The following is a 23498-nucleotide window of genomic DNA, read 5'->3' as shown; positions in this document are numbered from 1 at the left end:
TCTTCTTATAAATTTCTTACGGCGTTTTTAAATTGACGCCCTCTATCTTCGTAATTTTCAAACAAATCGAAACTAGCGCATGCAGGTGACAACAATACATTATCTCCAGCTTCTGCTAGTTTGTAAGCTATCTTTACAGCTTCACTAACAAATTGAGTTTCAATTATAACATCTACCATTCTTCCAAACGTATTAATAAGTTTTTCGTTATCTACACCCAAACAAATAATAGCTTTAACTTTTTCATTTACAAACTGAAATAACTCTTCGTAGTTATTACCTTTATCTACACCACCAACAATCCAAACGGTTGGTGCATCCATACTTTCTAAAGCAAAATATGTAGCGTTAACATTAGTTGCCTTAGAGTCGTTTATATACTGTACTTTATTAATTTTTAATACGTGCTCTAAACGATGTTCTACACCCTGAAAGTTCTCTAAACTCTCTCGAATAGTTTGTTTTCTAATTTTTAATAAATGCGCAACAGTAGAGGCCGCCATTGCATTTTTTATGTTATGTTTTCCTTCTAATGTTAGGTTTGTTGTTGGCATAATTATTTGGTTGTTATCTATTGTTATTTTTATTTTATCGTTATCTAAATACGCGCCATTTTCAATAGTTCTTCTTAATGAAAACGGTAATAATGTAGATTGAACTGGATGATTCATTAAATAATTTGTTATAACCTTATCATCGGCATCATAAATCAAGTAATCGCTTTTTGTTTGATTCATGGCTATTCTAAATTTAGAAGCGACATAATTTTTAAATTGATGATTATATCTATCTAAATGATCTGGTGTTATATTAGTAATAATCGCTATTTCAGGTTTAAAATCAACAATATCATCTAATTGAAAACTGCTAATTTCTAGCACGTAATTTTCAAAATCATCTTCTAAAACCTGTTTCGCAAAACTATCTCCAATATTTCCAGCTAACCCAACATTCAATTCTTGCTTTAAGATGTGATGTGTTAAGGTTGCCGTAGTTGTTTTACCATTACTTCCTGTAATCCCAACAATGCAAGCTTTGGTAAATTTTGATGCAAATTCAATTTCAGAAACTACAGTAATTCCTTGCTTACGAATTTGTTTTACCAGTGGCACATTATCTGGAATTCCAGGGCTTTTCATAACGATGTTTGCATTTAGAATTTTATTTTCAGAATGCTTCTCATCCTCCCATTCAATCTCATTATGTATAAGAACTTGTTTATATTTTTCTTTTATTTTTTGGTTGTCCGAAACAAAAACTTCGTATCCTTTCGCATTTCCTAAAAGCGCTGTACCTATTCCGCTTTCTCCTCCGCCTAATATGACTAGTCTTTGTTTTGTCATGTTATATTTTGAGATGCTTCGACTAAACCAAGCATAACAACTATTATCTAATCTTCAATGTTACAATTGATAGTATTGCAAGCAAAATCCCAACAATCCAAAATCGAGTAACTATTTTACTTTCGTGATATCCTAATTTTTGATAGTGATGATGTAATGGTGACATTTTAAAAATGCGGCGTCCTTCTCCATACTTCTTTTTGGTATATTTAAACCAACTGACTTGCATAACCACTGATAAATTTTCCGCTAAAAAAATACCACACAGCACAGGGATTAACCATTCTTTACGAACTGCAATAGCTATTACCGCTATTATTCCACCAATGGTTAAACTACCTGTATCTCCCATAAAAACTTGTGCTGGATACGTGTTGTACCATAAAAACCCAATAAGTGCACCAACAAATGCAGCGATATAAATTGTTATTTCCTCAACCCTTGGTATATACATTATATTAAGGTATTCTGAGAAAATAATGTTACCCGAAACCCATGCAAAAATCCCTAAAGTGAGTACTATTATTGCTGATGTTCCCGCAGCTAAACCATCAATTCCATCCGATAAATTAGCACCATTTGAAACTGCTGTAATGATGAAAATTGAAATCAATATGAAAATAATCCAAGCGTATTTTTCTAAACTAGGACTTATCCAAGTAATTAATTTTGCATAGTCAAATTCGTTTCCTTTTACAAAAGGAATGGTTGTTTTAGTTGATTTTATTTCGTCTTGAAATAGCTTTGAAGCTTCTATATTTGGATTTGCAGCCAACAAAACACGTTGCTCTTCAATTGGTAACTTCTCTTTCATAGTGACATCATTATGAAAAAATAAAGTTGCGCCAACAATAATTCCTAAACCTACTTGACCTAAAACTTTAAAACGCCCTTTTAAGCCTTCTTTATCATTTTTAAACTTCTTTAAATAATCATCAATAAAACCAATAACTCCCATCCAGAGGGTGGTAACAATTAATAAAACAACATATATGTTTTCTAGTTTAGCAAGTAATAACACTGGAATTAACGTAGCAAGAATAATAATAATTCCTCCCATAGTTGGTGTTCCTGCCTTTTGCGCTTGTCCTTCTAATCCTAAATCTCTAATAGTTTCTCCCATTTGTTTTTTCTGAAGAAAACGTATTATTCTTTTTCCATAAATAGTAGAAATAAGTAATGATAAAATCATAGCCAAAGCCGCTCGAAATGTTAAGAATCCGAAAAGTGTTGCCCCTGGAACTTGGAATTGTTTTTCTAAATATTCAAATAGATAATACAGCATTTATAGTGTTTTTTGCTTATTCTTTATTTCTGTAATTGTTTTAAAAACTCTTGTACTATTTTATAATCATCAAAATCAAAGCGTTCTCCTTTAATTTCTTGATAGGTTTCATGCCCTTTTCCTGCTATTAAAATAATGTCGTTAGGTTGCGCCAACTGACATGCCATTTTAATTGCTTGTTTTCTATCTGAAATGGTTACTATTTTTTTAAAGTTTTGAGGCTCGACACCTTTTTCAATCTCTTCAAGAATAGCCTCTGGTTTTTCGCTTCGTGGATTATCACTTGTAAAAATTACTTTTGTACTTAACGCTGATGCGATATGCCCCATTTTAGGGCGTTTTATTTTATCTCTATCTCCACCACAACCTACCACGGTTATTAATTCTTCGTTTTTAGTACGAATACTATTAATGGTTTCTAGCACATTTTTTAAAGCATCAGGTGTATGAGCATAGTCAACTATTGCCGTTATTTTTTCATCTGAAATGGTGTATTGAAACCTTCCACTTACGCTTTCTAACTCGCTAATCATTCTTAAAATTTCAACTTTTTCTAATCCTAACAACTCTGCAGTAGCGTAAATCGCTAACACATTATAGGCATTGAAATTCCCAACAAGACGTGTCCAAACCTCACTATTATTTAGCTTTAACAACAAACCTCCGAATTGATTTTCTAAAATTTGTGCTTTATAATCGGCATAGCCTTTTAGTGCATAGGTGTATTTTTTTGCCTTTGTATTTTGCAGCATTACCAATCCGTTTTTATCATCGGTATTTACAAGCGCAAAAGCTTTAGCTGAAAGCCCATCAAAAAACGCTTTTTTCACATCTCGATATTCTGCAAATGTGTTATGATAATCTAAATGATCGTGAGACAGATTGGTAAAAATACTACCTTCAAAACACAATCCTTCAATTCTGTTTTGGTGAATACCATGCGAGCTAACCTCCATAAAACAGAACTCAACACCAGCCTCATTCATTTCCTTTAAATACTTATTTATAGTTAAAGAATCTGGTGTTGTATGCGTTGCTTTATGTTCTGTATTATCAACAATTATTTTAACTGTTGAAAGCAACCCAACTTTATATCCTGCTTTTTTAAATAATTGCCATAATAGGCTTGCTATAGTGGTTTTCCCGTTTGTTCCTGTAACCCCAACTAGCTTTAAATTTTCTGATGGTGAACCGTAAAAATTTGATGCGATTATTGCCAAAGCTTTAGTAGAGCTATCAACCTCAATATAAGAAACACCTTCGACTAAGTTTTTTGGTAATGTTTCACAAATAATTCCTGTTGCTCCACTTTTTATAGCTACATCAATGAACTTATGACCATCAACCACACTACCTGTAACAGCTACAAACAAATCGGCTTTTTTAATGTTTCTAGAATCAAAATGAATATTATTAATAGACACGCCAGTACTTCCAACAACAGTGTTGAGAGTTACTTTATATAATATGTCTTTTAATATCATCATGATGCTTTTAAAACAATGGTTTGATTGTTTTTAAGTTTTACATTTTTATTAATTGATTGCTCTTTTATAATACCTCTGCCATCAAGTTTTACTTTTACATTTACATCCATATTTTCTAACAATACTAAGGCATCCATTGCTGGTAAGCCTACCACATTTGGCATAATAGTTTTGTATGTTTGTGCTATTTTATAAAAGCTTTCGTATTCTTTTTCAGTTGATACTCTTTTAACTTTTAATGATTCAACCTCATCAATAATGGGTGTATCTGTAAATATTTTTTGAGCTATTTTTTTAAATACTGGACCAGATACATCGGCACCATAATAACCAATACCTTTTTCCGGCTCATGTATTACAACAATGCAAGAATATTTGGGGTTATCAGCTGGGAAATATCCAGCGAAAGATGAAATATAATTTAGCTTTTCTTTATCTCGATAATCTTTTTGACAAGTTCCTGTTTTACCTGCCATCGAAAAGTTTTCAGAATACAACCTATGTCCTGTTCCATGTTTCTTTTCAACTACATTTTTAAGTAATTGCTGCACTTTTGCAACGGTTTCTTTAGAGCATACTTGTTTGTTTATTACTTCTACTTTATAAGGCTTAACAACTCTATCAAATTCTTTTACTTCTTTTAAAAATTGAGGCTTTACCATAACACCATCATTTGCAATAGCATTATAAAATGTTAAGGTTTGCAGAGGCGTAAATGAGACACCGTAACCAAACGCCATCCATTGCAATGCAATACCGCTCCAACGTTTATTTTTTATTCTTGGGTCTGGAATAATTGGACTTGATTCACCAATAATTGGTAATCCCAACTTTTCATTCAAACTCATATCATAAAGCCTATCAACAAACTTGCTAGGCTTTTCTTTATAAGCATGATCTATAGCCGTTACTATACCAGTATTAGAAGATAACTCAAAAGCTTTAGACACGGTTATTTTCCCATAACCTTTATGATTCGAATCGTCTACATGTTTACCGTAAAAAGTTAATCTTCCTTTTTTTGTATCTACTACATCACTTGTATCTATAACTTTATCTTCAAGAGCTGCCGCAAGCGCCATTAACTTAAAAGTAGATCCTGGTTCATGCGATTCCCATACAGCATAGTTTCTCCTTTCATAATAATTACCAAGTGAATTTCTACCTAAATTTGCAATCGCTTTTACCTCACCTGTTTTAGTTTCCATAACCACTACACAACCGTGGTCTGCTTTGTATTTTTCTAACTGCTCTAAAAGTGCATGATGCGCTATATCTTGAATATTTACATTAATAGTTGTGTAAACATCCTTACCATCTTTGGGTTCAACTTCGTTTGCATCACTTAAAGGTTTCCATTGCCCTTTTCCTATTTGTTGTTTTTTTCGTTTACCTGGTTTACCACGTAAATATTTTTCACCAAATGCCCCATCAATTCCTGGACGTGTTACATTCCCTTTTTCATCAAAACGTTCATAACCAATTGTTCGTTGCGCTATTCCACCCATAGGGTGTTCTCGCTTTGTGGTTTGCTCTTCTATCAATCCACCTTTAAAAGCGCCAAGATTTAACAATGGAAAGTTTCTAATCCTGATATAATCTGAATAGCCAATATTTCTAGCCAACAAATAGTATCTGTTTTTATTTGCTCTAGCTTTTCTGATTTCTTTTTGATAATAACTCGAAGATTTTCCTGAGTATTTTGAAAGGGAATCGCTTAGTGGCTTTAAATATTTCTCGAAGGTTTTTAAGGTTGGCGTAATAGCATCAATCCTAATATCATATTTAGGAACGGATGTTGCCAATAAATTACCATTAGCAGAATACACATTACCTCTGTTAGCAGGAATAACAACATCTTTAACAATGCGCTCCTGTGCCATAGCCCTATACTTGTCGCCTTGCAAAAATTGAATACTCAACAATTTAAATACCACAGCAACGCCGAAGATGAACATACATCCTGCTATAAAATACAATCGGTTTAATATGCCTTTCTCGTTTACTGCCAAGGTCTACCTTTAATTTTGAGATTTAACTTTTATTTTTTTTGGTGGAATCACCGATGGCGACAATCCTTTTTCTTTCATTTTACCAACTACAGCAGACTCCATTTTTAGTTGCATCAGTTTCGATCTACCATCAATAAATGCTGAACGCATTTCGTTAACTTCATTTTTTAATCGTGCAGTTTCATATACTTTTTTATCGGCACTATGCGAACTTGCAATCATTACTATAGCTAATCCAGATATAAAAAGAATCATGCGCCAATTTTTAAACGAATCGTCGCTCACTAAAAATGTTCCTTTTAATATGCTATAGATGTTTTTTCTCAACTTTAATTATAACTTTTCAGCAATTCGAAGTTTTGCACTTCTTGCTCTATTGTTCACTGCTATCTCTTCTTTTGTTGGCACAATTAGTCCGCTTACTTTTTCTAGTGGCACTTCAAAATTCCCAAACATATCTCGCTCTGGTTCACCTTCAAACAATCCATTTCTTATAAAGCGCTTTACTAATCTATCTTCTAGTGAGTGATAGGATATAAAACTTAAACGACCGCCTACTTTTAATATATCTGGTGTTTGCTGTAAAAACTCTTTTAACACCTCTATTTCTTGGTTCACTTCAATCCGAATAGCCTGATAAATTTGTGCAAGCACTTTATTTTCGTGTCTTGGTGGCAAAAACTTTTTTAACACTTTTTTCAGCTGTTCGCTGGTTTTAATTGTTTCAGTTTCTCTGTACTCAACAATTAATCTTGCCATAGCTGGTGCAGCTCTTAACTCACCGTACTGTAAAAACACTTGTTTTAATTGTTCTTCTTCATATTCATTAACCACATGAAATGCAGATAAATCATTTTCTTGATTCATTCGCATATCTAAATCTGCTTCAAAACGAGTAGAAAACCCTCGCTCAGCTACATCAAATTGATGCGATGAAACACCAAAATCTGCCAATACACCATCAACTTGCTTAACACCATGAAATCTTAAGAATCGTTTTACGTACCTAAAATTCTCATGAATTAGTGTAAACCTGTCATCATCAATTGTATTTTTAAGAGCGTCTAAATCTTGATCAAAAGCAAACAGCCTTCCGTTTTTACCGAGACGTTTTAATATTTCTTTACTATGCCCTCCTCCACCAAAAGTCACATCAACATAAACACCATCTTCTTTAATATTTAAACCGTCAACGGTTTCTTTTAATAAAACAGGATTATGATATGCCATGGTCTTCATCATCTTGTCCCATAACTTCTTCAGCTAAATCTGCAAAATCAATAGCAGCATCATCAATAGCCTGCTCATACATGTCTTTATCCCAAATTTCAATAATATTTACAGCTGGAGAAATCACTATGTTTTTCGAAATACCTGCAAAACCAATAAGATCTTTCGGGATTAATAATCGGCCACTTCCATCAATATCAACCATTCTAGCACCTGCATTAAAACGTCGAATAAAATCGTTGTTCTTCTTTTTAAACCTGTTTAGCTTATTTACTTTTTGCATTACTGTTTGCCACTCGCTCATTGGATACAACTCTAAACAAGGTTGAAAAACAGAACGTCTTAGCACAAACCCATCTTCTAAAATAGCTGCCAATTGCTTTTTCATGCCAGCAGGCATCATCAGCCTGCCTTTCGCATCTACTTTACAATCGTATGTTCCTATTAATGAGTTCAAAGCGAATAATACTCGTTTTTCGGTTTAAGTTTCAAATATATTGAAAAATATCCCACATTTTACCACTTTACTACACTTTGTTAATAAATTTCCGACTAAACGCACTTTTAAATAGATTATAAATGATTGAAAATACTTTAACAACTCGCTATCAGACTATTACATAAAAATCAAATTCTATAAACACATTGTTAACATCTTGATTAGAAAACAATTATTTTAGACTTTAATTAAAATGACCGAAATATGAATGAAATAACTATATTTGTTTTTAACGAAAAAGACTAACTAATTAATGACGCATCGTTTAAAAAAAGAAAAGGATTATAGTTATATTGAAGTTGGAGAAGGCAAACCCATTATTATTTTACATGGTTTAATGGGAGGATTAAGTAATTTTGATTCTGTAACTACATTTTTTAGCGACAAAGGATATAAAGTTATTATTCCTGAATTGCCAATTTATACTATGTCTTTACTTAAAACCAACGTAAAAAGTTTTGCTAAATATTTGCACGATTTTATTGATTTTAAAGGTTTTAAAGATGTAATTTTATTAGGTAATTCTCTTGGTGGACATATTGCTTTATACCACACCAAATTATTTCCTGAGAAAGTTGAAGCATTAGTAATTACAGGAAGTTCTGGTCTTTACGAAAGCGCCATGGGAGGAGGCTACACAAAACGTAGTGATTATGAAGTGATTAAAAAGAAAGCACAAGATGTATTTTACGATCCTGCAATTGCTACAAAAGAAATAGTAGACGAGGTTTACGAAACCGTTAACGACCGTAACAAACTTATAAAAACATTAGCCATTGCAAAAAGTGCCATTAGACACAATATGGCTAAAGATTTACCAAAAATGCAAACTCCAACCTGCATTATTTGGGGAAGGAACGATACTGTTACACCACCTGAAGTTGCTGAAGAATTTAACGAACTTTTACCAGATTCTGAGTTATTTTGGATTGATAAATGTGGGCATGCAGCTATGATGGAACACCCTGATGAGTTTAACCAAATTCTTAGTGGCTGGTTAACTAAAAGGAATATCTAAAAAATTAAGACCACCATTTTTTACATCGTAAATGAAAATTAAATCTGCCGAATTTGTAATGAGCAATTCTGATGCTGCAAAATGCCCAAAAAGCATGTTACCAGAATATGCATTTATTGGTAGAAGTAACGTTGGTAAATCGTCGTTAATTAATATGCTAACTAGCCGAAAAAGTTTAGCTAAAACTTCTGGAAGACCTGGAAAAACACAACTTATTAATCATTTTTTAATTAATAAAAACTGGCATTTAGTTGATTTACCGGGTTATGGTTATGCGCGCGTTTCAAAAAGCGCAAAAAAGGTTTTTCAAAAATTTATAACTCAATATTTTGCCTTACGTGAGCAATTAGTTACCGCTTTTGTTTTAGTTGATATTAGACACAAACCACAACCTATCGATTTAGAATTTATGCAATGGCTTGGAGAAAATGGCATACCGTTTTCAATCATTTTTACTAAAGCCGATAAGCTAAAACCCAAAGCTATACAGAGGCATATTGAAGCCTATAAAAATACACTTTTAGAAACTTGGGAAGTAATGCCTAATTACTTTATAACCTCATCATCTACAGCGATTGGAAAAGATGAAGTTTTAAGATATATTGAGGATTTGAATTGGAATATGGATTTGTCTTCTAATTAATTTTTCCATAATATATTAATTAATACATATTTTATTTTGTCAGAAAAAATGTCAAATTTCGTTTAACAGCTAATATAAATACCTGTACCAAGCGCAGTCGAAGTGTTAAAACGGGTGCATATCTGTTGAGCACTATACTCTACAAAATCAGAAACGAATATGATAAAAAATGGGTAAAATAGTTAACACAATTTGTGTAATACTGTTTTTTATACCAAATTAATTTTTGGTCAGCCGGTGTCCAAAGATATTGTTAGTGACGATAGAATAAAGTTAACTGCAAACGATACAATAAGATACTTGAATATTCCTGAGCGATCAAAAAATGCTATCGGCGGATCTGAATTTGCAAACCAAGTTAGTGGTTTGAGTATAACAGAAAGAGAAAAAGCTGCTATCAAATAAATATTATCAGGAAACATACCATCTTTATCGCGTAAATTAAAATCTTTAAAAACCACAAAAGTAGTTAATGAGAAAAATTATGAATTAATATTTTTTACTACACACGATTACATAGCTATTGGATAAAATGAAGATTATTTGTACATGCCATTGATACCTTCAACTGCTCAATACATAGCTGATAAATTAAATTGTTCACTTCCAACAAGAAAGATTATAGATATTATTTACAATCAAGCAGAAGTTAAACTGAAACCTCAACCCATACCACCACCAAAACTAGACAATCCATCCTTATTTAAACAGCATACAAATTCAATTAAACAACAACTTACACAAATGAAACTTGACAGATCATCTAATAATATTATTTCTGGACATAAATAAGGATGTAATAATATCTAATAAAATATACAGTGTGGATAAAACATCGATTAGAGTAGTAATCTATGGCTGGCATTTAGAAAAAAACAATCCTATTTAGCCTGTATATAATGGTCATAATGCAATGTATGTATATTACTCTCATGGTATAAGATTAATATCTAAATCAGCTTTCATCAACGGGAAATCTATTCTTATTGATAATATTCTCAAGAATGGAAAGTTGTCGACACTATTGAGTAGTGAAGGTGTGATAAGTATACCAAACTATCTAGAAAGTGATATTTTTACTACTATACAGAAGCGACATTGAGCTAATCTAAAATTATTTCATCCCATTCAATCCCATTACAAAATCAATTTTCATTTTTCTAAAGTGTCTAATATTTAACTAAAACATAATAATAATAATATAGGTAATGGCAGATAGTGGGAAAGATACTGTTTAAAAAAAACAGAGAATTTGAATAAGTATTTGTCTTTTAACAAATTTTCAACAATATATTAAGTAACATATAGTTGACTTTGTTAGAAAAAAACGATAACTTCGTTTAACAACCGATAAATTTCATTGAAACGGAAACTTATCTTTGCATTAGCATTCATGCTGACCCGTCCTAAAATATTGACATCAGAAAAAAAAATCCAATTTTATTTTTTGTATGCATACTCTTTTATTCAAATGTATTAAGTCAGGTTCCTAGTGAAATTCAGGATCCACTAACAATTGGAATAAAAAAACTGCCTCCTCGTACCGCTATTTGGCCTTCAGACAACGCGGAAAATTCGAAACAAGCAACTTATAAAGAGCATACTACATGGATGCAATCATTAAATGGAGGTTGGAACTTTAAATGGTCACCTGATCCCGACTCAAGGCCTATTGATTTTTATAAGGTTGACTTTAATCGGAAAAATTGGAAAACCGTCCCAGTTCCATCAACAATGGAGAGACAAGGTTATGGTACCCCTCTATATGTAAATACCTTGTATCCTTTTAAAGTTAATCCACCTAGAGTAATGGATGTGCCAGATTCTTCCTTTACAAACTTTAAAAGCAGAAATCCTGTAGGTTCATACATCAGAACTTTTAATGTTCCTGATGACTGGCGCGACAAACAAGTTATTATCCATTTCGCAGGAATAAGTTCGGCGGCTTTTGTTTGGGTGAATGGCAATAAAGTGGGATATACACAAGGCTCCAGATTACCAGCAGAATTTGATATTACTCAATATTTAATCGAAGGTGAAAACTTACTAGCGGTAGAGGTTTATAAATATTGTGATGGTTCCTATCTCGAAGATCAAGATTTTTGGCGCTTAAGCGGAATCTTTCGTGATGTTTTTATAAGAGCTGTTCCAAAAGTTACTTTATGGGATGTATATGCACAACCGATTGTAAACCTGCAAAATAAAGAAGGAAAAATAGCTTTACATTATTCATCTGTCAACTTCACAAAAGGAATAAATAAATACAATTCGATTTCAGTCTCTGTTTTATCGCCTACTGGAGAAGCATTAATTAAGGATAGAATATATAAGGTTGAGCCCTTTCCTGTGGGCTTCAATGATGAGATTATATTGCCGGAAATTACAATCCCAAATATTCAGTTATGGTTTCATGAAAACCCAATTCAATATACTGTAAAAGTAGCATTACTAAACAAACAGAAAGTTGTTGAGGTATATAATTTACCACTTGGATTTCGAAAAGTAGAAGTGCTTGGTAATAAAATATTTTTTAATGGTATGCTTCTGAAAATAAGGGGGGGGGGGTAAACAGACACGAATTTTCTCCCGACCAAGGATATGTTGTTTCTAAAGAACAAATGATTAGTGAAATAAAATTGATGAAGAAAGCCAATATTAATTTTGTTCGCACTGCTCACTATCCTAACGAGCCGGAATGGTATGAACTATGCAATAAATACGGCATGATGATAATGGATGAAGCGAATGTGGAATCGCATGGGCTTAGTTATCACCAAAGGGTTTTGCCCGGAGATAAGTCAGAATGGGCTTATGGCTGTATAGATCGTATGAAACGAATGGTGATTAGAGACAGACAAAATCCTTGTGTTGTTATGTGGTCTTTAGGCAATGAGGCAGGATTTGGCAATGCTTTTATGAAAATGAGAGACGTAACACTTAATAACGATCCGGAAAAAAGATTGATTCAGTATGCTGATATGAATCTTGCTGCAGATTTTGATAGTCAGACTTACCCAACCATCAAATGGATGGAACAACATTTAAATGGTAACGCCAAACGAAAAGGAGAGCAAGGACAGGTGTCACATGAGCACCAACATGGAAAATATCCATCGGGAAAACCATTTGTATTAAACGAATATTGTCATGCTATGGGAAATAGCTTAGGAAATTTTAGTGACTACTGGGATTTGATGTATAAACACGATATGTTTGCTGGAGGCTTTGTATGGGATTGGATTGATCAGGCATTGTGGAAAGACCTAGACGATCATAGTGCAGGTTTTCTTTATGGTGGCGATTTTGGAGATTCTCCCAATAACAACAATTTTTGTATTAATGGATTGATTGGAGCTGATCTGTTGCCACATCCGCATTACGAAGAATTAAAAAAAGTATATCAGCCCATCAATTTTAAATTGATAAAAAAGCAAGCACTTACAATAAAAATAAAAAATCATAGTTTGAATTTAAATACCAATGAATATAATTTTAGCTATCAAATTATCGAAAATGGTATTGTAACTCAAAAGGAATCATTGCCTGAACTAAGCTGTAATCCTAACGAAGAAACACTAACAATCATTAAAAACATTAATTTCAATGAAAATAAAGAGACATTCATTACGTTTCGTTTTTCATTAAAAGACAGCTTGTTATGGGCTGATAAAGATCATGTTGTAGCTTGGAAACAATTTAAGCTTTCTGATGGTGTTTGTACTGATACAGAATCTTTGTCAGAAGGTAAATTGTCTTTGAAAGAGAATACGAATGAATATTCAATACATGGTAATCATTTTAAAGCAGCAGTTGGTAAATCTTCGGGTCTTATTTCTAGTTTAGAATATAACGAATTAGAGGTTATTTCTGAAGATGTGAAATTTAATTTCTGGCGAGCGTTAACAGATAATGATAAAGACTGGAGGGTAAATGAAATAATGGGTGTATGGAAAAATGAAGCAAACAATTATTCACTAAAGAATATCGAAATTGAAAAGATTGAAAATAAAAAGATAATAATAGAAAGTAACTACGTTTTTAATAATACCCAAACCATAGCCAAAGTAAAACACACGTTTTATTCTGATGGAAAAATACAATTTTATATTGATTTTAAAATTCCTGAATACGCTCCTAGTATTCCAAGAATAGGATTACAATTTAATTTAAATAAGAACTTGCAAGATATTGAATGGTATGGTAGAGGACCTCACGAAAACTATTTTGACAGAAAAACAGCAGCTGCTGTTGGAATTTATAAGTCGACAATTAGTAAGTGGATCACGCCTTATGTGAGACCTCAGAAAAATAGTAATCGATGCGATGTGCGATGGATTGCATTTGGAAATATAAATAAAAACAGGATTGAGTTTGTAACTAATTCCAATCATCTATTTTCAGTAAGTGCATGGCCATATAATCAAGAAACTTTGGATAAATCGACTCATAATTTTGAATTAAAGGCAGGCAATAATTTAGTTGTAAATATAGATTATAAACAAATGGGAGTAGGCGGTGATAATTCATGGGGACAGCCGGTACTCCATAAGTATTTAATTAATCCGGGGCAATACTGTTATAGTTTTATATTACAGCCCATAAATAAATAACCTCATAAATTATTAGAATACAAAAGCACGAAATGCTAAGAATAAATATAGGTCATTTGGTGAATAGTGCTAAATTTGAAAATGAGTATTTTTAATAAAATATTTAGAGAATTGGTAGTTTGGAGCCCTGAAGTGCCCAACGCCCCATATTCTTAACGTTAAACAAACCATTCCAATTTTCTCCAAACCACACATGAAAATAACCTCATTTTTATTTAACCTCTTTTCGTATTTTAGCTTTCACAAATCAAATCCAGCATGAAACATTACGTTGTTATACTTGTTCTACTCTTTTTGATTTCTTGTAATAAGCGAGACGCTAACTATCAAAACAATTTTGAAACCGTAAAAGACAGCTTAAAAACCATATATGCACCAGATACTCGTGTTGAAGTTTTTAATATTAACTTGAGTAAAAAAGATAAAAACTTAACCATTACTGGCGAAACTACCAACCCTGAAGTTGTTTCAGTTTTTAATGACAAACTCACAACTCTAATTGATAAATCTGGTACATTTAATGTTGATTACAGCATAGATTTACTACCCAATAAATCTGTTGGAAAAACCAAATACGCTGTTGTTAATAACTCGGTGGCTAACATTCGTTCTAAACCCAAACACTCAGCAGAATTAGCAACACAAGCCATTTTAGGAACAGTTTTAAATGTTTTAAAAATTGATGGTGACTTTTATTTAATACAAACTCCAGATCGTTATATTTCTTGGGTAGACCACGGCGGTGTTACTTTAATGACTGATGCAGACATAACAAAATGGCAAGCTGCCACTAAAATAATTTATACCAAAACTGTAGGACATGTGTATCAATCTGAAAGCGCAAATGCACCTATTGTTTCGGATATTGTTTTAGGTGCTCAACTAGCCCTTTTAGAAACTACTAAAAAATTTTATAAGGTAGCTTATCCTGATAATCGTATGGGTTATATTAGCAAAAAAGAAGCGGTTATTTTTAACGATTGGATTAATACTTTACAACCTTCAGGCTATTTAATAGAACAAACTGCTAATCAATTTTTAGGATCGCCATACTTATGGGGAGGAACATCAACTAAAGGAATGGATTGTAGCGGATTTACCAAAACCGTTTATTTAATGAATGGATTTATTATTCCTCGAGATGCTTCGCAACAAATTAACGCGGGCGAAGTAATAGACACAGATTTAACTTTTGAAAATTTAAAAAAAGGCGATTTACTATTTTTTGGTAAAAAAGCAACTGATAGCACTAAGCAACGCACCACACATGTTGGTATTTGGTTAGGAAATGGTAAAGGAGAATTTATTCATTCTGCTAGTAAAGTTAGAATTAACTCTGTAAATGCTAATGCAGATAATTACGACGAATTTAACACAAATAGGTATTTAGGTGCAAGACGGTATTTAGGTGTTGACGACTCAATGATTGTTGATTTAAAAAAACAAACAACTCTAAAACTTTAATTTTAGATAAACCAAAAACGCACTAAAAGTTAATGATTTATAGAGCGTTTTATATTTTTTAAGCTATTGAAAATACTTAATCTTTTACCTTCGCTACTTTTTTAATAGCGTAAGACATTTTTAAATCTTCAAGAACATTTAAAGCTTCTTCAATGTAAACATCTTTACTTAGGCTTTCGTGCCATCTTTTGCGTTTTTCTCTTAAATCGGTTGTATCACTTTCAAAAAGATTTCTTTCAAAAGCATGAGAAGTAAATGTTAGATTTGTTTTGTATTTTGAAATGGCATCAAAACGCTCAGATTCCTTTTCATTCAAATCATTTGTAGCTTTATACTTTTCGTAATTCAATGGCACTACTGTATCATCAATTTTAGTCTTAACCCATCTCGCATTGTCTTCAATAAGCTTTAATTGCTCATTATTACGCATTCTTTCTTTGCTTTTTTCAATGGTTTTATCGTAATCAAAATAATTATCCCAAACCGTATAATAAGCAGCATCAATTTCGTCCCAAGGTAATGGGTTTTCTTTATCTTTTTCGCCTACATCTATAAAGCTAAATCTTCCAGGAACTGTAACATCACTTTTAACACCTTCTAACTGAACCGAGCCTCCATTAATTCTATAATATTTTTGAGTAGTTAAAGCTAATGAACCTAAATCTCCACTAGAACTATTTCTAACCACATTGTTTAAATTTACTACATTCTGAACTGTTCCTTTACCATAAGTTTGTTTACTACCAATAACAATGGCACGTTTGTAATCTTGCATAGCAGCTGCCATAATTTCTGATGCTGAAGCAGATATTTCGTTAACCAAAATAACTAGTGGTCCATCCCAAGTGATTGATTTATCTTTATCTTTTAAAACTTCTTTTGGTCTACCTGTTGATCGTACTTGTACTATTGGACCATCTTCTATAAATAAACCTGCCATATCTACAACAGCTGGCAACGATCCGCCACCATTATTACGTAAATCAAGCACTAAACCTTCCATTCCTTCAGCTTTTAAACGCTCAATTTCTTTCTTAACATCTGCCGCTGCGTTTAACTTTTTATAATCATTAAAATCTAGATAAAATGATGGTAAATTAATAACTCCAAACTTTTTATTGTTTTTTTCTACTAGTGATGATTTAGCATAAGTTTCACCTAACTCTACAATATCTCTAGTAATTGTAATATCTTTAATAGTACCATCTACTTTTTTAATGGTTAATGTTACATTAGTGCCTTTTGGCCCCTTAATTAATTTAATAGCATCATCTATTCGCATACCAACAATACTAACAGGCACGTCTTCATCTTCTTGTTTTACCTTTAAAATAACATCGTCCATTTCTAACTCTTTACCACGCCACGCTGGACCACCAGATACTAAATAAGTAACTTTAATATAATCCATACGTTTTTGTAATCCTGCACCAATACCTTCTAGTTTTCCAGACATACGCTGATCGAAAACTTCTCTACTTCGCGGTGCTAGATAATAGGTATGCGGATCGAATTCTTCTACAATTGCATTTACATAAACAGCAAAATAATCTTCACGTTTTAAATCATCAATATTATCATTAAAGTAAATATCAAGCGATTTTAGCGTAGCTTCTCTTGCTTCTTTTTCTATTTCCTCCTCAGTTTTCATTACATAAGACACATCCTTTTCTTTTGCTTGTTTTTCTTGAATATAGATATCATCATAATTTGTAAGTGTAGAAAACTTAAGTTGCTGCCTCCAACGCTCTTTTAGTTCTTTTTTATTTTTAGCATAAGTGATATTCTCAGAATTCGTATTAAAAACCTCATCTTTAGTATAATCAAAGGGTTGAGATAACACCTCTTTGTAAATTAATTTAGCCTCATCAATACGCTTCAGCATACGCTCGTGAGTTACATTAAAAAATGTAATGTCTGATACTTTTAATTGATCATCAATTACTAATTTGAATTTCTCGAAATCTTTATAATCCGATTCGTAGAAATAACGTTTTAAAGGATCCATAGTCTCTACATAATCTGAAAATAATTCAGCTGAAAAATCATCATTTATTGCTATGGGATCGAAATGAAGTTGCTCTAAAACACTTTTAATAATATGAATTAGCAATTTGTCCCTATCAGAATCGTCAAATGTTTTGGTTGTAAAACTACACGATGCAAAAGCTAGTAGCACCATTAATAATAAAGCTTTATAATTCCTCTTCATAATATTTTTCATATTTTAATCTTTCCTTTAAACATTAAAAATAATTATCATTAAATACAATCAATAATTATTTTCTACTAAAATAAAGAAAAAACCATGCCAATAAAGGCAATTGCTACTAATTTTTTGTTAAAGCAAAGAAATTAAGTGTTTACTGACTAAATTATGTATTTTAGCGATGTTTTTAAACACAAAACATGACAGAAAAACCACTTATTTTAGTAACAAACGACGATGGCATTAATGCGCCAGGAATTAGAACCTTAATAGAGGTTTTAAATACTATTGGAGAAGTTGTTGTGGTTGCACCAGATAGTCCGCAAAGTGGTATGGGACATGCCATTACCATAAATTCTACACTTTATGTAAGACAAATTAGCACTAAAAACGAGTCACAATTAGAGTATAGTTGCTCTGGAACACCCGCAGATTGTGTAAAACTTGGCATTAGAGAAATATTAAAAAGAAAACCCGATTTATGTGTTTCGGGTATTAACCATGGTTCTAACGCATCTATAAATGTTATTTACTCTGGCACCATGAGTGCAGCTATTGAAGCTGGTATTGAAGGTATTCCTGCCATTGGGTTTTCGTTGTTAGATTATAATTGGAAAGCCAACTTTGAAGCCTGTAAACCCTTTGTAAAAACCATTACCGAAAACGCCTTAAAAAATGGTATTCCTAATGATGTGGTTTTAAATGTTAACATTCCTAATGTTTCTAAAGAAAATATAAAAGGTATTAAAATATGTAGGCAAGCAAAGGCTAATTGGGTTGAAGCTTTTGACAAACGAAAAAACCCTCAAGGCAGAGATTATTATTGGCTTTCTGGTGAATTTATCAATCTTGATAGTGGCGAAGATACTGATGAATGGGCTTTAGAAAATAATTATGTTTCTGTAGTGCCTACACAGTTCGATTTAACAGCACATAAACATATAGAAACATTAAATAACTGGAATTTATAATACATGAAGAAAGATATTTTTATTGGCATATTTGTTGGATTAATTGCAAACATAACAGGACTAATTTTAGCAGCCACACTTTTAGGTGGCGGAGACGATTTTACAACCGTAATAAAAAAGGCCTCTGCTGAAGGGTTTTTAGGTAAATTAATAAGTTTAGGTGCTATTTTAAATCTTGCAGCATTTTTTATATTTATAAAAAAGAAACAAGACTATAGAGCAAGAGGTGTTTTATTAATTACTGTTTTTATTGCAGTTTTTACCTTTGTTTTTAAACTTTTTTAAATGAAGTACTATATTATTGCTGGTGAAGCATCAGGTGATTTACACGCTTCTAACTTAATGAAAGCATTGCAAAAAGAAGACAGCAACGCTAACTTTAGGTTTTGGGGTGGCGACCTTATGCAAAATGTTGGCGGTACTTTAGTAAAACATTATAAAGAACGTGCCTTTATGGGCTTTGTTGAAGTTATTTTAAACCTCAATAAAATATTTAAACACATTTCGTTTTGTAAAAAAGATATTGAAGCTTTTAGACCCGATGTTATTATTTTTATAGATAATTCAGGCTTTAACCTACGTATTGCAAAGTGGGCAAAACAAAAGGGGTTTAAAACCAATTATTATATTTCGCCACAGGTTTGGGCATCAAGAGCTAATAGAGTGCATGCTATTAAAAGAGATATTGATGCCATGTATGTTATACTACCTTTTGAAAAAGACTTTTATAAAGACAAATTTAACTACAATGTTACTTTTGTTGGGCATCCTTTAATTGATGGTATAGCAGATAGAACTCCCATTAATTTATTTGAGTTTAGAAAAACCTTCAAATTAAGCGACAAACCTATTATTGCTCTTTTACCTGGAAGCAGGAAACAAGAAATTACCAAAATGCTATCAGTAATGTTAAGTTTAGTTGACGATTTTTCAAATTATCAATTTGTTATAGCAGGTGCTCCAAGTCAGGATTTTGAGTTTTACAAAACCTTTATTAAAAACTCAAACGTGAGTTTTGTTGATAATAAAACTTATGATTTATTAAGCGTTTCTTATGCAGCATTAGTTACTTCTGGAACTGCAACCCTTGAAGCTGCATTATTTAAAGTACCACAGGTGGTTTGCTATAAAGGCAGTAACTTATCATATCAAATAGCTAAACGTATAATAACTTTAAAATTTATTTCGTTGGTTAATTTAATAATGGATAAAGAAGTGGTTACTGAGTTAATTCAAAACGATTTTAACAAAAAAAGATTAAAACAAGAGCTAAATTTAATACTCGACTCTAAAAAACGAGAGCAATTGTTTTTGGATTATTACGATTTAGAAAAAAAGCTTGGTGGCAAAGGGGCTAGCGAAAAAACAGCGAAACTGATTTATAAGTCTATTCAAGCATAATATGAAAAAGTTTCTTTTTATATTTTTACTAATTGCAAGTTTCAACAGCTGTAAATCTTCAAAATCAACACAAAAAAAAGAAAAAATAGTTGTTAAGAAAAACGAATCAAATCCATTACCTAAGGCAAACAACATTATTGACTACGCCAAAAAATTTGAAGGTGTACGTTATAAATACGGTGGCACTACAAAAAAAGGAATGGATTGTTCTGGTTTAATTTATACAGCGTTTAAAAGTGAAGCAATTTCACTTCCCAGAACTACAAAAGACTTGGCTATTACTGGTGATTGGATAGATTTAAAAAACGTTAAAAAAGGTGATTTACTCTTTTTTGCTACCAAAAAAAATAGTAGAAAAGTAAATCATGTTGGTATTGTAACCGCTTCTCAAGTTGGTCGTGTGGAGTTTATACACTCTACAACAAGTAAAGGTGTTATAACTTCTGAACTATCAGAACGCTATTGGTATTTTGCTTTTGTACAAGCACGTCGTGTTCTTTAAAAAATAGATTTTAGACCGCTGCGCTTCTAGAATCAAGAATCTAGACTTGTCTTTAACTAACAAACAATAGCAACACTAAATTAACTTAATAAAATCTGTTCTTTCTCGATAATAAACAATTTTACTCGGTCATTATTGATTTTAAAATTCATTTGGTATTATAGTTTTTTTAGTAACTTTCGGTTTATATGAAGTTATTTAATTTCACAATTATTAAATTAACATGTTTCTTAATTATAGGCATTATAATTTCATACTTTTACCCTATCCCAATTTCTTTAAATTTATATTTATGCTTTACGCTTTTAGTTTTATTATTCATTAGCATTTTAATCGCCAGAAAACAGTTTATTAAATCCATTTGGTTTGGAATAATCGCTTATGTTTTAATGATTTTTGTTGGTGTTTTAACAACTTCCTTTCACAATCAAAAAAACGCCTGGAACCACTATTCTAAATGTATTTCAATTGAAAAGGATTCTTTAAAAACGGTAACATTTAGAATTAGAGAAGTTTTAAAACCCGGAAATTATTACGACAAATATGTTATTGATGTTTTAAAAATTAATAATGAAACGGTTTCAGGAAAATCGCTATTAAACATTCAAAAAGACTCTACACAATCGACTTTAAAAGTAGATGAAATTATTGTAGGTAATTTAGGATTTCAGAATCTTATTCATCCTTTAAATCCACATCAATTTGATTATAAAAAATATCTAGAAAAAAAGTACATCTATCATCAAATATTTACTAAAAATGAGTACCTTTTAAAACTAAGTTCTGATACACATACACTAATTGGAATTGCTAATGATATTCGAGAATATATCAATTTAAAACTTAAGCCTTATCATTTTAAACCTGATGAACTCGCTATAATTAATGCTTTATTACTTGGGCAACGACAAGATATTAGTAAAGAAGTTTACACGAGTTATACCAATGCGGGCGCGATACATATTTTAGCTGTTTCTGGGCTACATGTTGGTATTATTTTACTCATTTTAACACAAGTTTTTAAACCCATAGAACGCTTTAAACACGGAAAACTTATAAAAGCCATTTTATTAGTTTCATGTTTATGGAGTTTTGCCTTAATTGCTGGTTTATCAGCATCAGTTACTAGAGCAGTAACCATGTTTAGTATTGTTGCCATCGCTATGAATTTAAAGCGACCAACAAATGTTTACAACACGTTGGCAATTTCAATGTTTGTAATATTACTTTTTAAGCCATTATTTTTATTTGATGTTGGTTTTCAACTTAGCTATTTAGCAGTTTTTGCCATTGTTGCTATAGACCCTTTATTGTATAATTTATGGCGACCAAAAAACTGGTTTTTAGACAAATACTGGCATACCCTAACTATTACTGTTTCTGCTCAATTTGGTATTATTCCTATTAGTTTATATTATTTTCATCAGTTTCCTGGTTTATTTTTTATTTCAAATTTGGTTATTATTCCTTTTTTAGGACTCATTTTAGGCTTAGGCATTCTTGTTATTTTACTAGCAACAATAAACTTACTCCCAAGTTTTTTTGCAGAATTTTACGGATATATTATTAGTGGTATGAATAGTTTTGTTGCTTGGGTTTCTAAACAGGAAACCTTTCTTTTAAAGGATATTGCTTTTAATTTACTATATGTATTTGTTTCCTATTTACTTATTATTACACTTATAAAATTTTTAAAGAAAAGAAGTTTTGTCAATTTAAAACTCCTGCTAATTGCTGTATTGATATTTCAATGTGCTTTTATTTATACAGCTTACAAAACACCTACAAATCAATTTATAGTTTTTCATAAAAGCAGAAATACACTATTAGGAAATCACACCAATAAAAACCTTTTAGTAGCACATGATTTTGATAGTATAACCCAGTCTTCAAACAAAATAATTAGAGATTTTACTGTTGGAAATTATATAAAAACCATTAAAAAAGACACACTAAAATCTATTTATATTTTAAACAATAAAAAACTTTTAGTTATTGATAGTTTGGGCGTTTATAATATAAAATCGTTTCATCCTGATTATGTATTATTAAGACAATCGCCAAAAATAAATTTGAATAGATTGATTGATTCTATTAAACCAAAACACATAATTGCAGATGGTAGCAATTACAAATCTTATGTTGAAGGGTGGGAAGCAATTTGTTTAAAACGAAAACTCCCTTTTCACCAAACCAGCAAAAAGGGAGCCTTTATTATAAATTATTAATTTTTTAATCTTTAAAATTAGAGACAAAAGCCTTGTAATAAGCGTTAAATTCCTCTTGAGTTTTAATGTTTTTATGGTGGTCTTGTTTAAACATTTTTAAATATAACTCTAATTGAGATGGTTTTTGATACCCTCTAATAGGTGCAATAACATCGCCTTTATCATCGAAAAAGACAATTGTAGGATAAGCGCTAACTTGTAAATACCTTGTTAATTCATGAGCCGAATTACGCCTGTTTGCATTTGCAGGGTTATAATTAGGATTGGTGAAAGAATTGGTTTTATAATCAACAACATCATCTCCTTCACCATTAAACTTAACAGCGTAATAATGCTCATTAATATAATCTACCACTTCTTTATTTTGAAAAGTGTTCTTATCTAACATTTTACAAGGTCCACACCAATTGGTATAAACATCCATCATGATTTTTTTTGGATTTTTCTTTTGAAGCGCTAGTGCCTGTTCAAAATCAACCCAGTTAATTTTCTGCGCGTTAATACTAACCGATGTAAAAACGGCTATTAGTAATATAAATATTGTTTTTTTCATAATAATTTGAGTTGCAAAATTTGTTCCGAACTTACAAAAAAAG

At 31.6% G+C, this 23498-nt stretch carries 21 protein-coding genes; 12 read left to right on the top strand and 9 right to left on the bottom strand.

Annotated elements, in window-relative coordinates; all coding sequences use genetic code 11:
- Positions 1 to 5: 5 nt before the first annotated feature.
- From murD to mraZ, 7 genes are all read right to left on the bottom strand, one after another.
- Entirely contained in the window at positions 6 to 1343 is a 1338-nt protein-coding gene (murD, locus tag L3X37_RS04495; RefSeq protein WP_237238973.1) for a UDP-N-acetylmuramoyl-L-alanine--D-glutamate ligase, read from the bottom strand.
- 43 nt (positions 1344 to 1386) lie between these two features.
- Complete coding sequence (gene mraY, locus L3X37_RS04490; protein ID WP_237238972.1) at positions 1387 to 2628, bottom strand: phospho-N-acetylmuramoyl-pentapeptide-transferase; 1242 nt, start codon at positions 2626 to 2628, stop codon at positions 1387 to 1389.
- 23 nt (positions 2629 to 2651) lie between these two features.
- A complete protein-coding gene (locus tag L3X37_RS04485) occupies positions 2652 to 4115 on the bottom strand; it encodes a UDP-N-acetylmuramoyl-L-alanyl-D-glutamate--2,6-diaminopimelate ligase (RefSeq protein WP_237238971.1) in 1464 nt (487 codons plus the stop codon).
- Entirely contained in the window at positions 4112 to 6073 is a 1962-nt protein-coding gene (locus tag L3X37_RS04480; RefSeq protein WP_237239071.1) for a PASTA domain-containing penicillin-binding protein, read from the bottom strand. The genes L3X37_RS04485 and L3X37_RS04480 overlap by 4 nt, the downstream gene beginning before the upstream one ends.
- A 63-nt stretch (positions 6074 to 6136) precedes the next feature.
- Positions 6137 to 6454, bottom strand: coding sequence for an FtsL-like putative cell division protein (locus L3X37_RS04475; RefSeq protein WP_237238970.1), 318 nt, complete (start codon positions 6452 to 6454; stop codon positions 6137 to 6139).
- A 6-nt stretch (positions 6455 to 6460) separates the two neighbouring features.
- Positions 6461 to 7357: a 16S rRNA (cytosine(1402)-N(4))-methyltransferase RsmH gene (gene rsmH, locus L3X37_RS04470; protein WP_237238969.1), complete on the bottom strand. Its 897-nt coding sequence runs from the start codon at positions 7355 to 7357 to the stop codon at positions 6461 to 6463.
- On the bottom strand, positions 7344 to 7814 hold the full coding sequence (gene mraZ / locus L3X37_RS04465; RefSeq protein WP_237238968.1) for a division/cell wall cluster transcriptional repressor MraZ: 471 nt from the start codon (positions 7812 to 7814) through the stop codon (positions 7344 to 7346). The genes rsmH and mraZ overlap by 14 nt, the downstream gene beginning before the upstream one ends.
- A gap of 295 nt (positions 7815 to 8109) precedes the next feature.
- On the opposite strand from mraZ, the gene L3X37_RS04460 reads away from it, so the two are divergent.
- The 7 genes from L3X37_RS04460 to L3X37_RS04430 all read left to right on the top strand — a co-directional run bounded on the left by L3X37_RS04460 (position 8110) and on the right by L3X37_RS04430 (position 15591).
- Positions 8110 to 8874, top strand: a complete 765-nt coding sequence (locus tag L3X37_RS04460) for an alpha/beta fold hydrolase (protein WP_237238967.1) — start codon at positions 8110 to 8112, stop codon at positions 8872 to 8874.
- 31 nt (positions 8875 to 8905) lie between these two features.
- On the top strand, positions 8906 to 9517 hold the full coding sequence (yihA, locus tag L3X37_RS04455; RefSeq protein ID WP_237238966.1) for a ribosome biogenesis GTP-binding protein YihA/YsxC: 612 nt from the start codon (positions 8906 to 8908) through the stop codon (positions 9515 to 9517).
- Positions 9518 to 9709: 192 nt separating this feature from the next.
- Positions 9710 to 9922 carry a hypothetical protein gene (locus tag L3X37_RS04450; protein WP_237238965.1) on the top strand — a complete coding sequence of 71 codons (213 nt, stop codon included), beginning with the start codon at positions 9710 to 9712 and terminating at the stop codon, positions 9920 to 9922.
- 144 nt (positions 9923 to 10066) lie between these two features.
- Positions 10067 to 10309, top strand: coding sequence for a hypothetical protein (locus tag L3X37_RS04445; RefSeq protein ID WP_237238964.1), 243 nt, complete (start codon positions 10067 to 10069; stop codon positions 10307 to 10309).
- A gap of 819 nt (positions 10310 to 11128) precedes the next feature.
- Positions 11129 to 12085, top strand: a complete 957-nt coding sequence (locus tag L3X37_RS04440) for a glycoside hydrolase family 2 protein (RefSeq protein WP_237238963.1) — start codon at positions 11129 to 11131, stop codon at positions 12083 to 12085.
- A gap of 50 nt (positions 12086 to 12135) precedes the next feature.
- Complete coding sequence (locus tag L3X37_RS04435) at positions 12136 to 14127, top strand: beta-galactosidase small subunit-related protein (RefSeq protein ID WP_237238962.1); 1992 nt, start codon at positions 12136 to 12138, stop codon at positions 14125 to 14127.
- A 258-nt stretch (positions 14128 to 14385) separates the two neighbouring features.
- Positions 14386 to 15591 carry a C40 family peptidase gene (locus tag L3X37_RS04430; protein WP_237238961.1) on the top strand — a complete coding sequence of 402 codons (1206 nt, stop codon included), beginning with the start codon at positions 14386 to 14388 and terminating at the stop codon, positions 15589 to 15591.
- A 76-nt stretch (positions 15592 to 15667) separates the two neighbouring features.
- On the opposite strand, the gene L3X37_RS04425 is transcribed toward L3X37_RS04430, so the two are convergent.
- Positions 15668 to 17803: a carboxy terminal-processing peptidase gene (locus L3X37_RS04425; RefSeq protein WP_237238960.1), complete on the bottom strand. Its 2136-nt coding sequence runs from the start codon at positions 17801 to 17803 to the stop codon at positions 15668 to 15670.
- 197 nt (positions 17804 to 18000) lie between these two features.
- On the opposite strand from L3X37_RS04425, the gene surE reads away from it, so the two are divergent.
- The 5 genes from surE to L3X37_RS04400 all read left to right on the top strand — a co-directional run bounded on the left by surE (position 18001) and on the right by L3X37_RS04400 (position 22902).
- Complete coding sequence (surE, locus tag L3X37_RS04420; protein WP_237238959.1) at positions 18001 to 18771, top strand: 5'/3'-nucleotidase SurE; 771 nt, start codon at positions 18001 to 18003, stop codon at positions 18769 to 18771.
- A 3-nt stretch (positions 18772 to 18774) separates the two neighbouring features.
- A complete protein-coding gene (locus L3X37_RS04415) occupies positions 18775 to 19056 on the top strand; it encodes a hypothetical protein (protein WP_237238958.1) in 282 nt (93 codons plus the stop codon).
- Positions 19057 to 20172 (top strand): lipid-A-disaccharide synthase, encoded by a 1116-nt coding sequence (gene lpxB, locus L3X37_RS04410; RefSeq protein WP_237238957.1) that lies wholly within the window; start codon positions 19057 to 19059, stop codon positions 20170 to 20172.
- Between the two features lies 1 nt (position 20173).
- Positions 20174 to 20674, top strand: a complete 501-nt coding sequence (locus L3X37_RS04405; RefSeq protein ID WP_237238956.1) for a C40 family peptidase — start codon at positions 20174 to 20176, stop codon at positions 20672 to 20674.
- A gap of 188 nt (positions 20675 to 20862) precedes the next feature.
- Entirely contained in the window at positions 20863 to 22902 is a 2040-nt protein-coding gene (locus L3X37_RS04400) for a ComEC/Rec2 family competence protein (RefSeq protein ID WP_237238955.1), read from the top strand.
- A 4-nt stretch (positions 22903 to 22906) separates the two neighbouring features.
- On the opposite strand, the gene L3X37_RS04395 is transcribed toward L3X37_RS04400, so the two are convergent.
- Positions 22907 to 23455: a thioredoxin family protein gene (locus tag L3X37_RS04395; protein ID WP_237238954.1), complete on the bottom strand. Its 549-nt coding sequence runs from the start codon at positions 23453 to 23455 to the stop codon at positions 22907 to 22909.
- Between the last annotated feature and the right edge of the window lie 43 nt (positions 23456 to 23498).

The organism is Wocania arenilitoris, from assembly GCF_021728535.1.
GTDB classification, from domain to species: domain Bacteria; phylum Bacteroidota; class Bacteroidia; order Flavobacteriales; family Flavobacteriaceae; genus Wocania_A; species Wocania_A arenilitoris.
The sequence above is the reverse complement of the archived record's forward strand: the minus strand, read 5'-3'. Positions and strand labels throughout refer to the sequence as shown.

Excerpts from the sequence above, each read along its gene's own strand:
- murD (WP_237238973.1), bottom strand. The coding sequence starts at position 1,343 with ATGACAAAACAAAGACTAGTCATATTAGGCGGAGGAGAAAGCGGAATA.
- mraY (WP_237238972.1), bottom strand. The coding sequence starts at position 2,628 with ATGCTGTATTATCTATTTGAATATTTAGAAAAACAATTCCAAGTTCCA.
- L3X37_RS04485 (WP_237238971.1), bottom strand. The coding sequence starts at position 4,115 with ATGATGATATTAAAAGACATATTATATAAAGTAACTCTCAACACTGTT.
- L3X37_RS04480 (WP_237239071.1), bottom strand. The coding sequence starts at position 6,073 with ATGTTCATCTTCGGCGTTGCTGTGGTATTTAAATTGTTGAGTATTCAA.
- rsmH (WP_237238969.1), bottom strand. The coding sequence starts at position 7,357 with ATGGCATATCATAATCCTGTTTTATTAAAAGAAACCGTTGACGGTTTA.
- L3X37_RS04460 (WP_237238967.1), top strand. The coding sequence starts at position 8,110 with ATGACGCATCGTTTAAAAAAAGAAAAGGATTATAGTTATATTGAAGTT.
- yihA (WP_237238966.1), top strand. The coding sequence starts at position 8,906 with ATGAAAATTAAATCTGCCGAATTTGTAATGAGCAATTCTGATGCTGCA.
- L3X37_RS04445 (WP_237238964.1), top strand. The coding sequence starts at position 10,067 with ATGCCATTGATACCTTCAACTGCTCAATACATAGCTGATAAATTAAAT.
- L3X37_RS04440 (WP_237238963.1), top strand. The coding sequence starts at position 11,129 with ATGCAATCATTAAATGGAGGTTGGAACTTTAAATGGTCACCTGATCCC.
- L3X37_RS04435 (WP_237238962.1), top strand. The coding sequence starts at position 12,136 with ATGATTAGTGAAATAAAATTGATGAAGAAAGCCAATATTAATTTTGTT.
- L3X37_RS04430 (WP_237238961.1), top strand. The coding sequence starts at position 14,386 with ATGAAACATTACGTTGTTATACTTGTTCTACTCTTTTTGATTTCTTGT.
- L3X37_RS04425 (WP_237238960.1), bottom strand. The coding sequence starts at position 17,803 with ATGAAGAGGAATTATAAAGCTTTATTATTAATGGTGCTACTAGCTTTT.
- surE (WP_237238959.1), top strand. The coding sequence starts at position 18,001 with ATGACAGAAAAACCACTTATTTTAGTAACAAACGACGATGGCATTAAT.
- L3X37_RS04415 (WP_237238958.1), top strand. The coding sequence starts at position 18,775 with ATGAAGAAAGATATTTTTATTGGCATATTTGTTGGATTAATTGCAAAC.
- lpxB (WP_237238957.1), top strand. The coding sequence starts at position 19,057 with ATGAAGTACTATATTATTGCTGGTGAAGCATCAGGTGATTTACACGCT.
- L3X37_RS04405 (WP_237238956.1), top strand. The coding sequence starts at position 20,174 with ATGAAAAAGTTTCTTTTTATATTTTTACTAATTGCAAGTTTCAACAGC.
- L3X37_RS04400 (WP_237238955.1), top strand. The coding sequence starts at position 20,863 with ATGAAGTTATTTAATTTCACAATTATTAAATTAACATGTTTCTTAATT.
- L3X37_RS04395 (WP_237238954.1), bottom strand. The coding sequence starts at position 23,455 with ATGAAAAAAACAATATTTATATTACTAATAGCCGTTTTTACATCGGTT.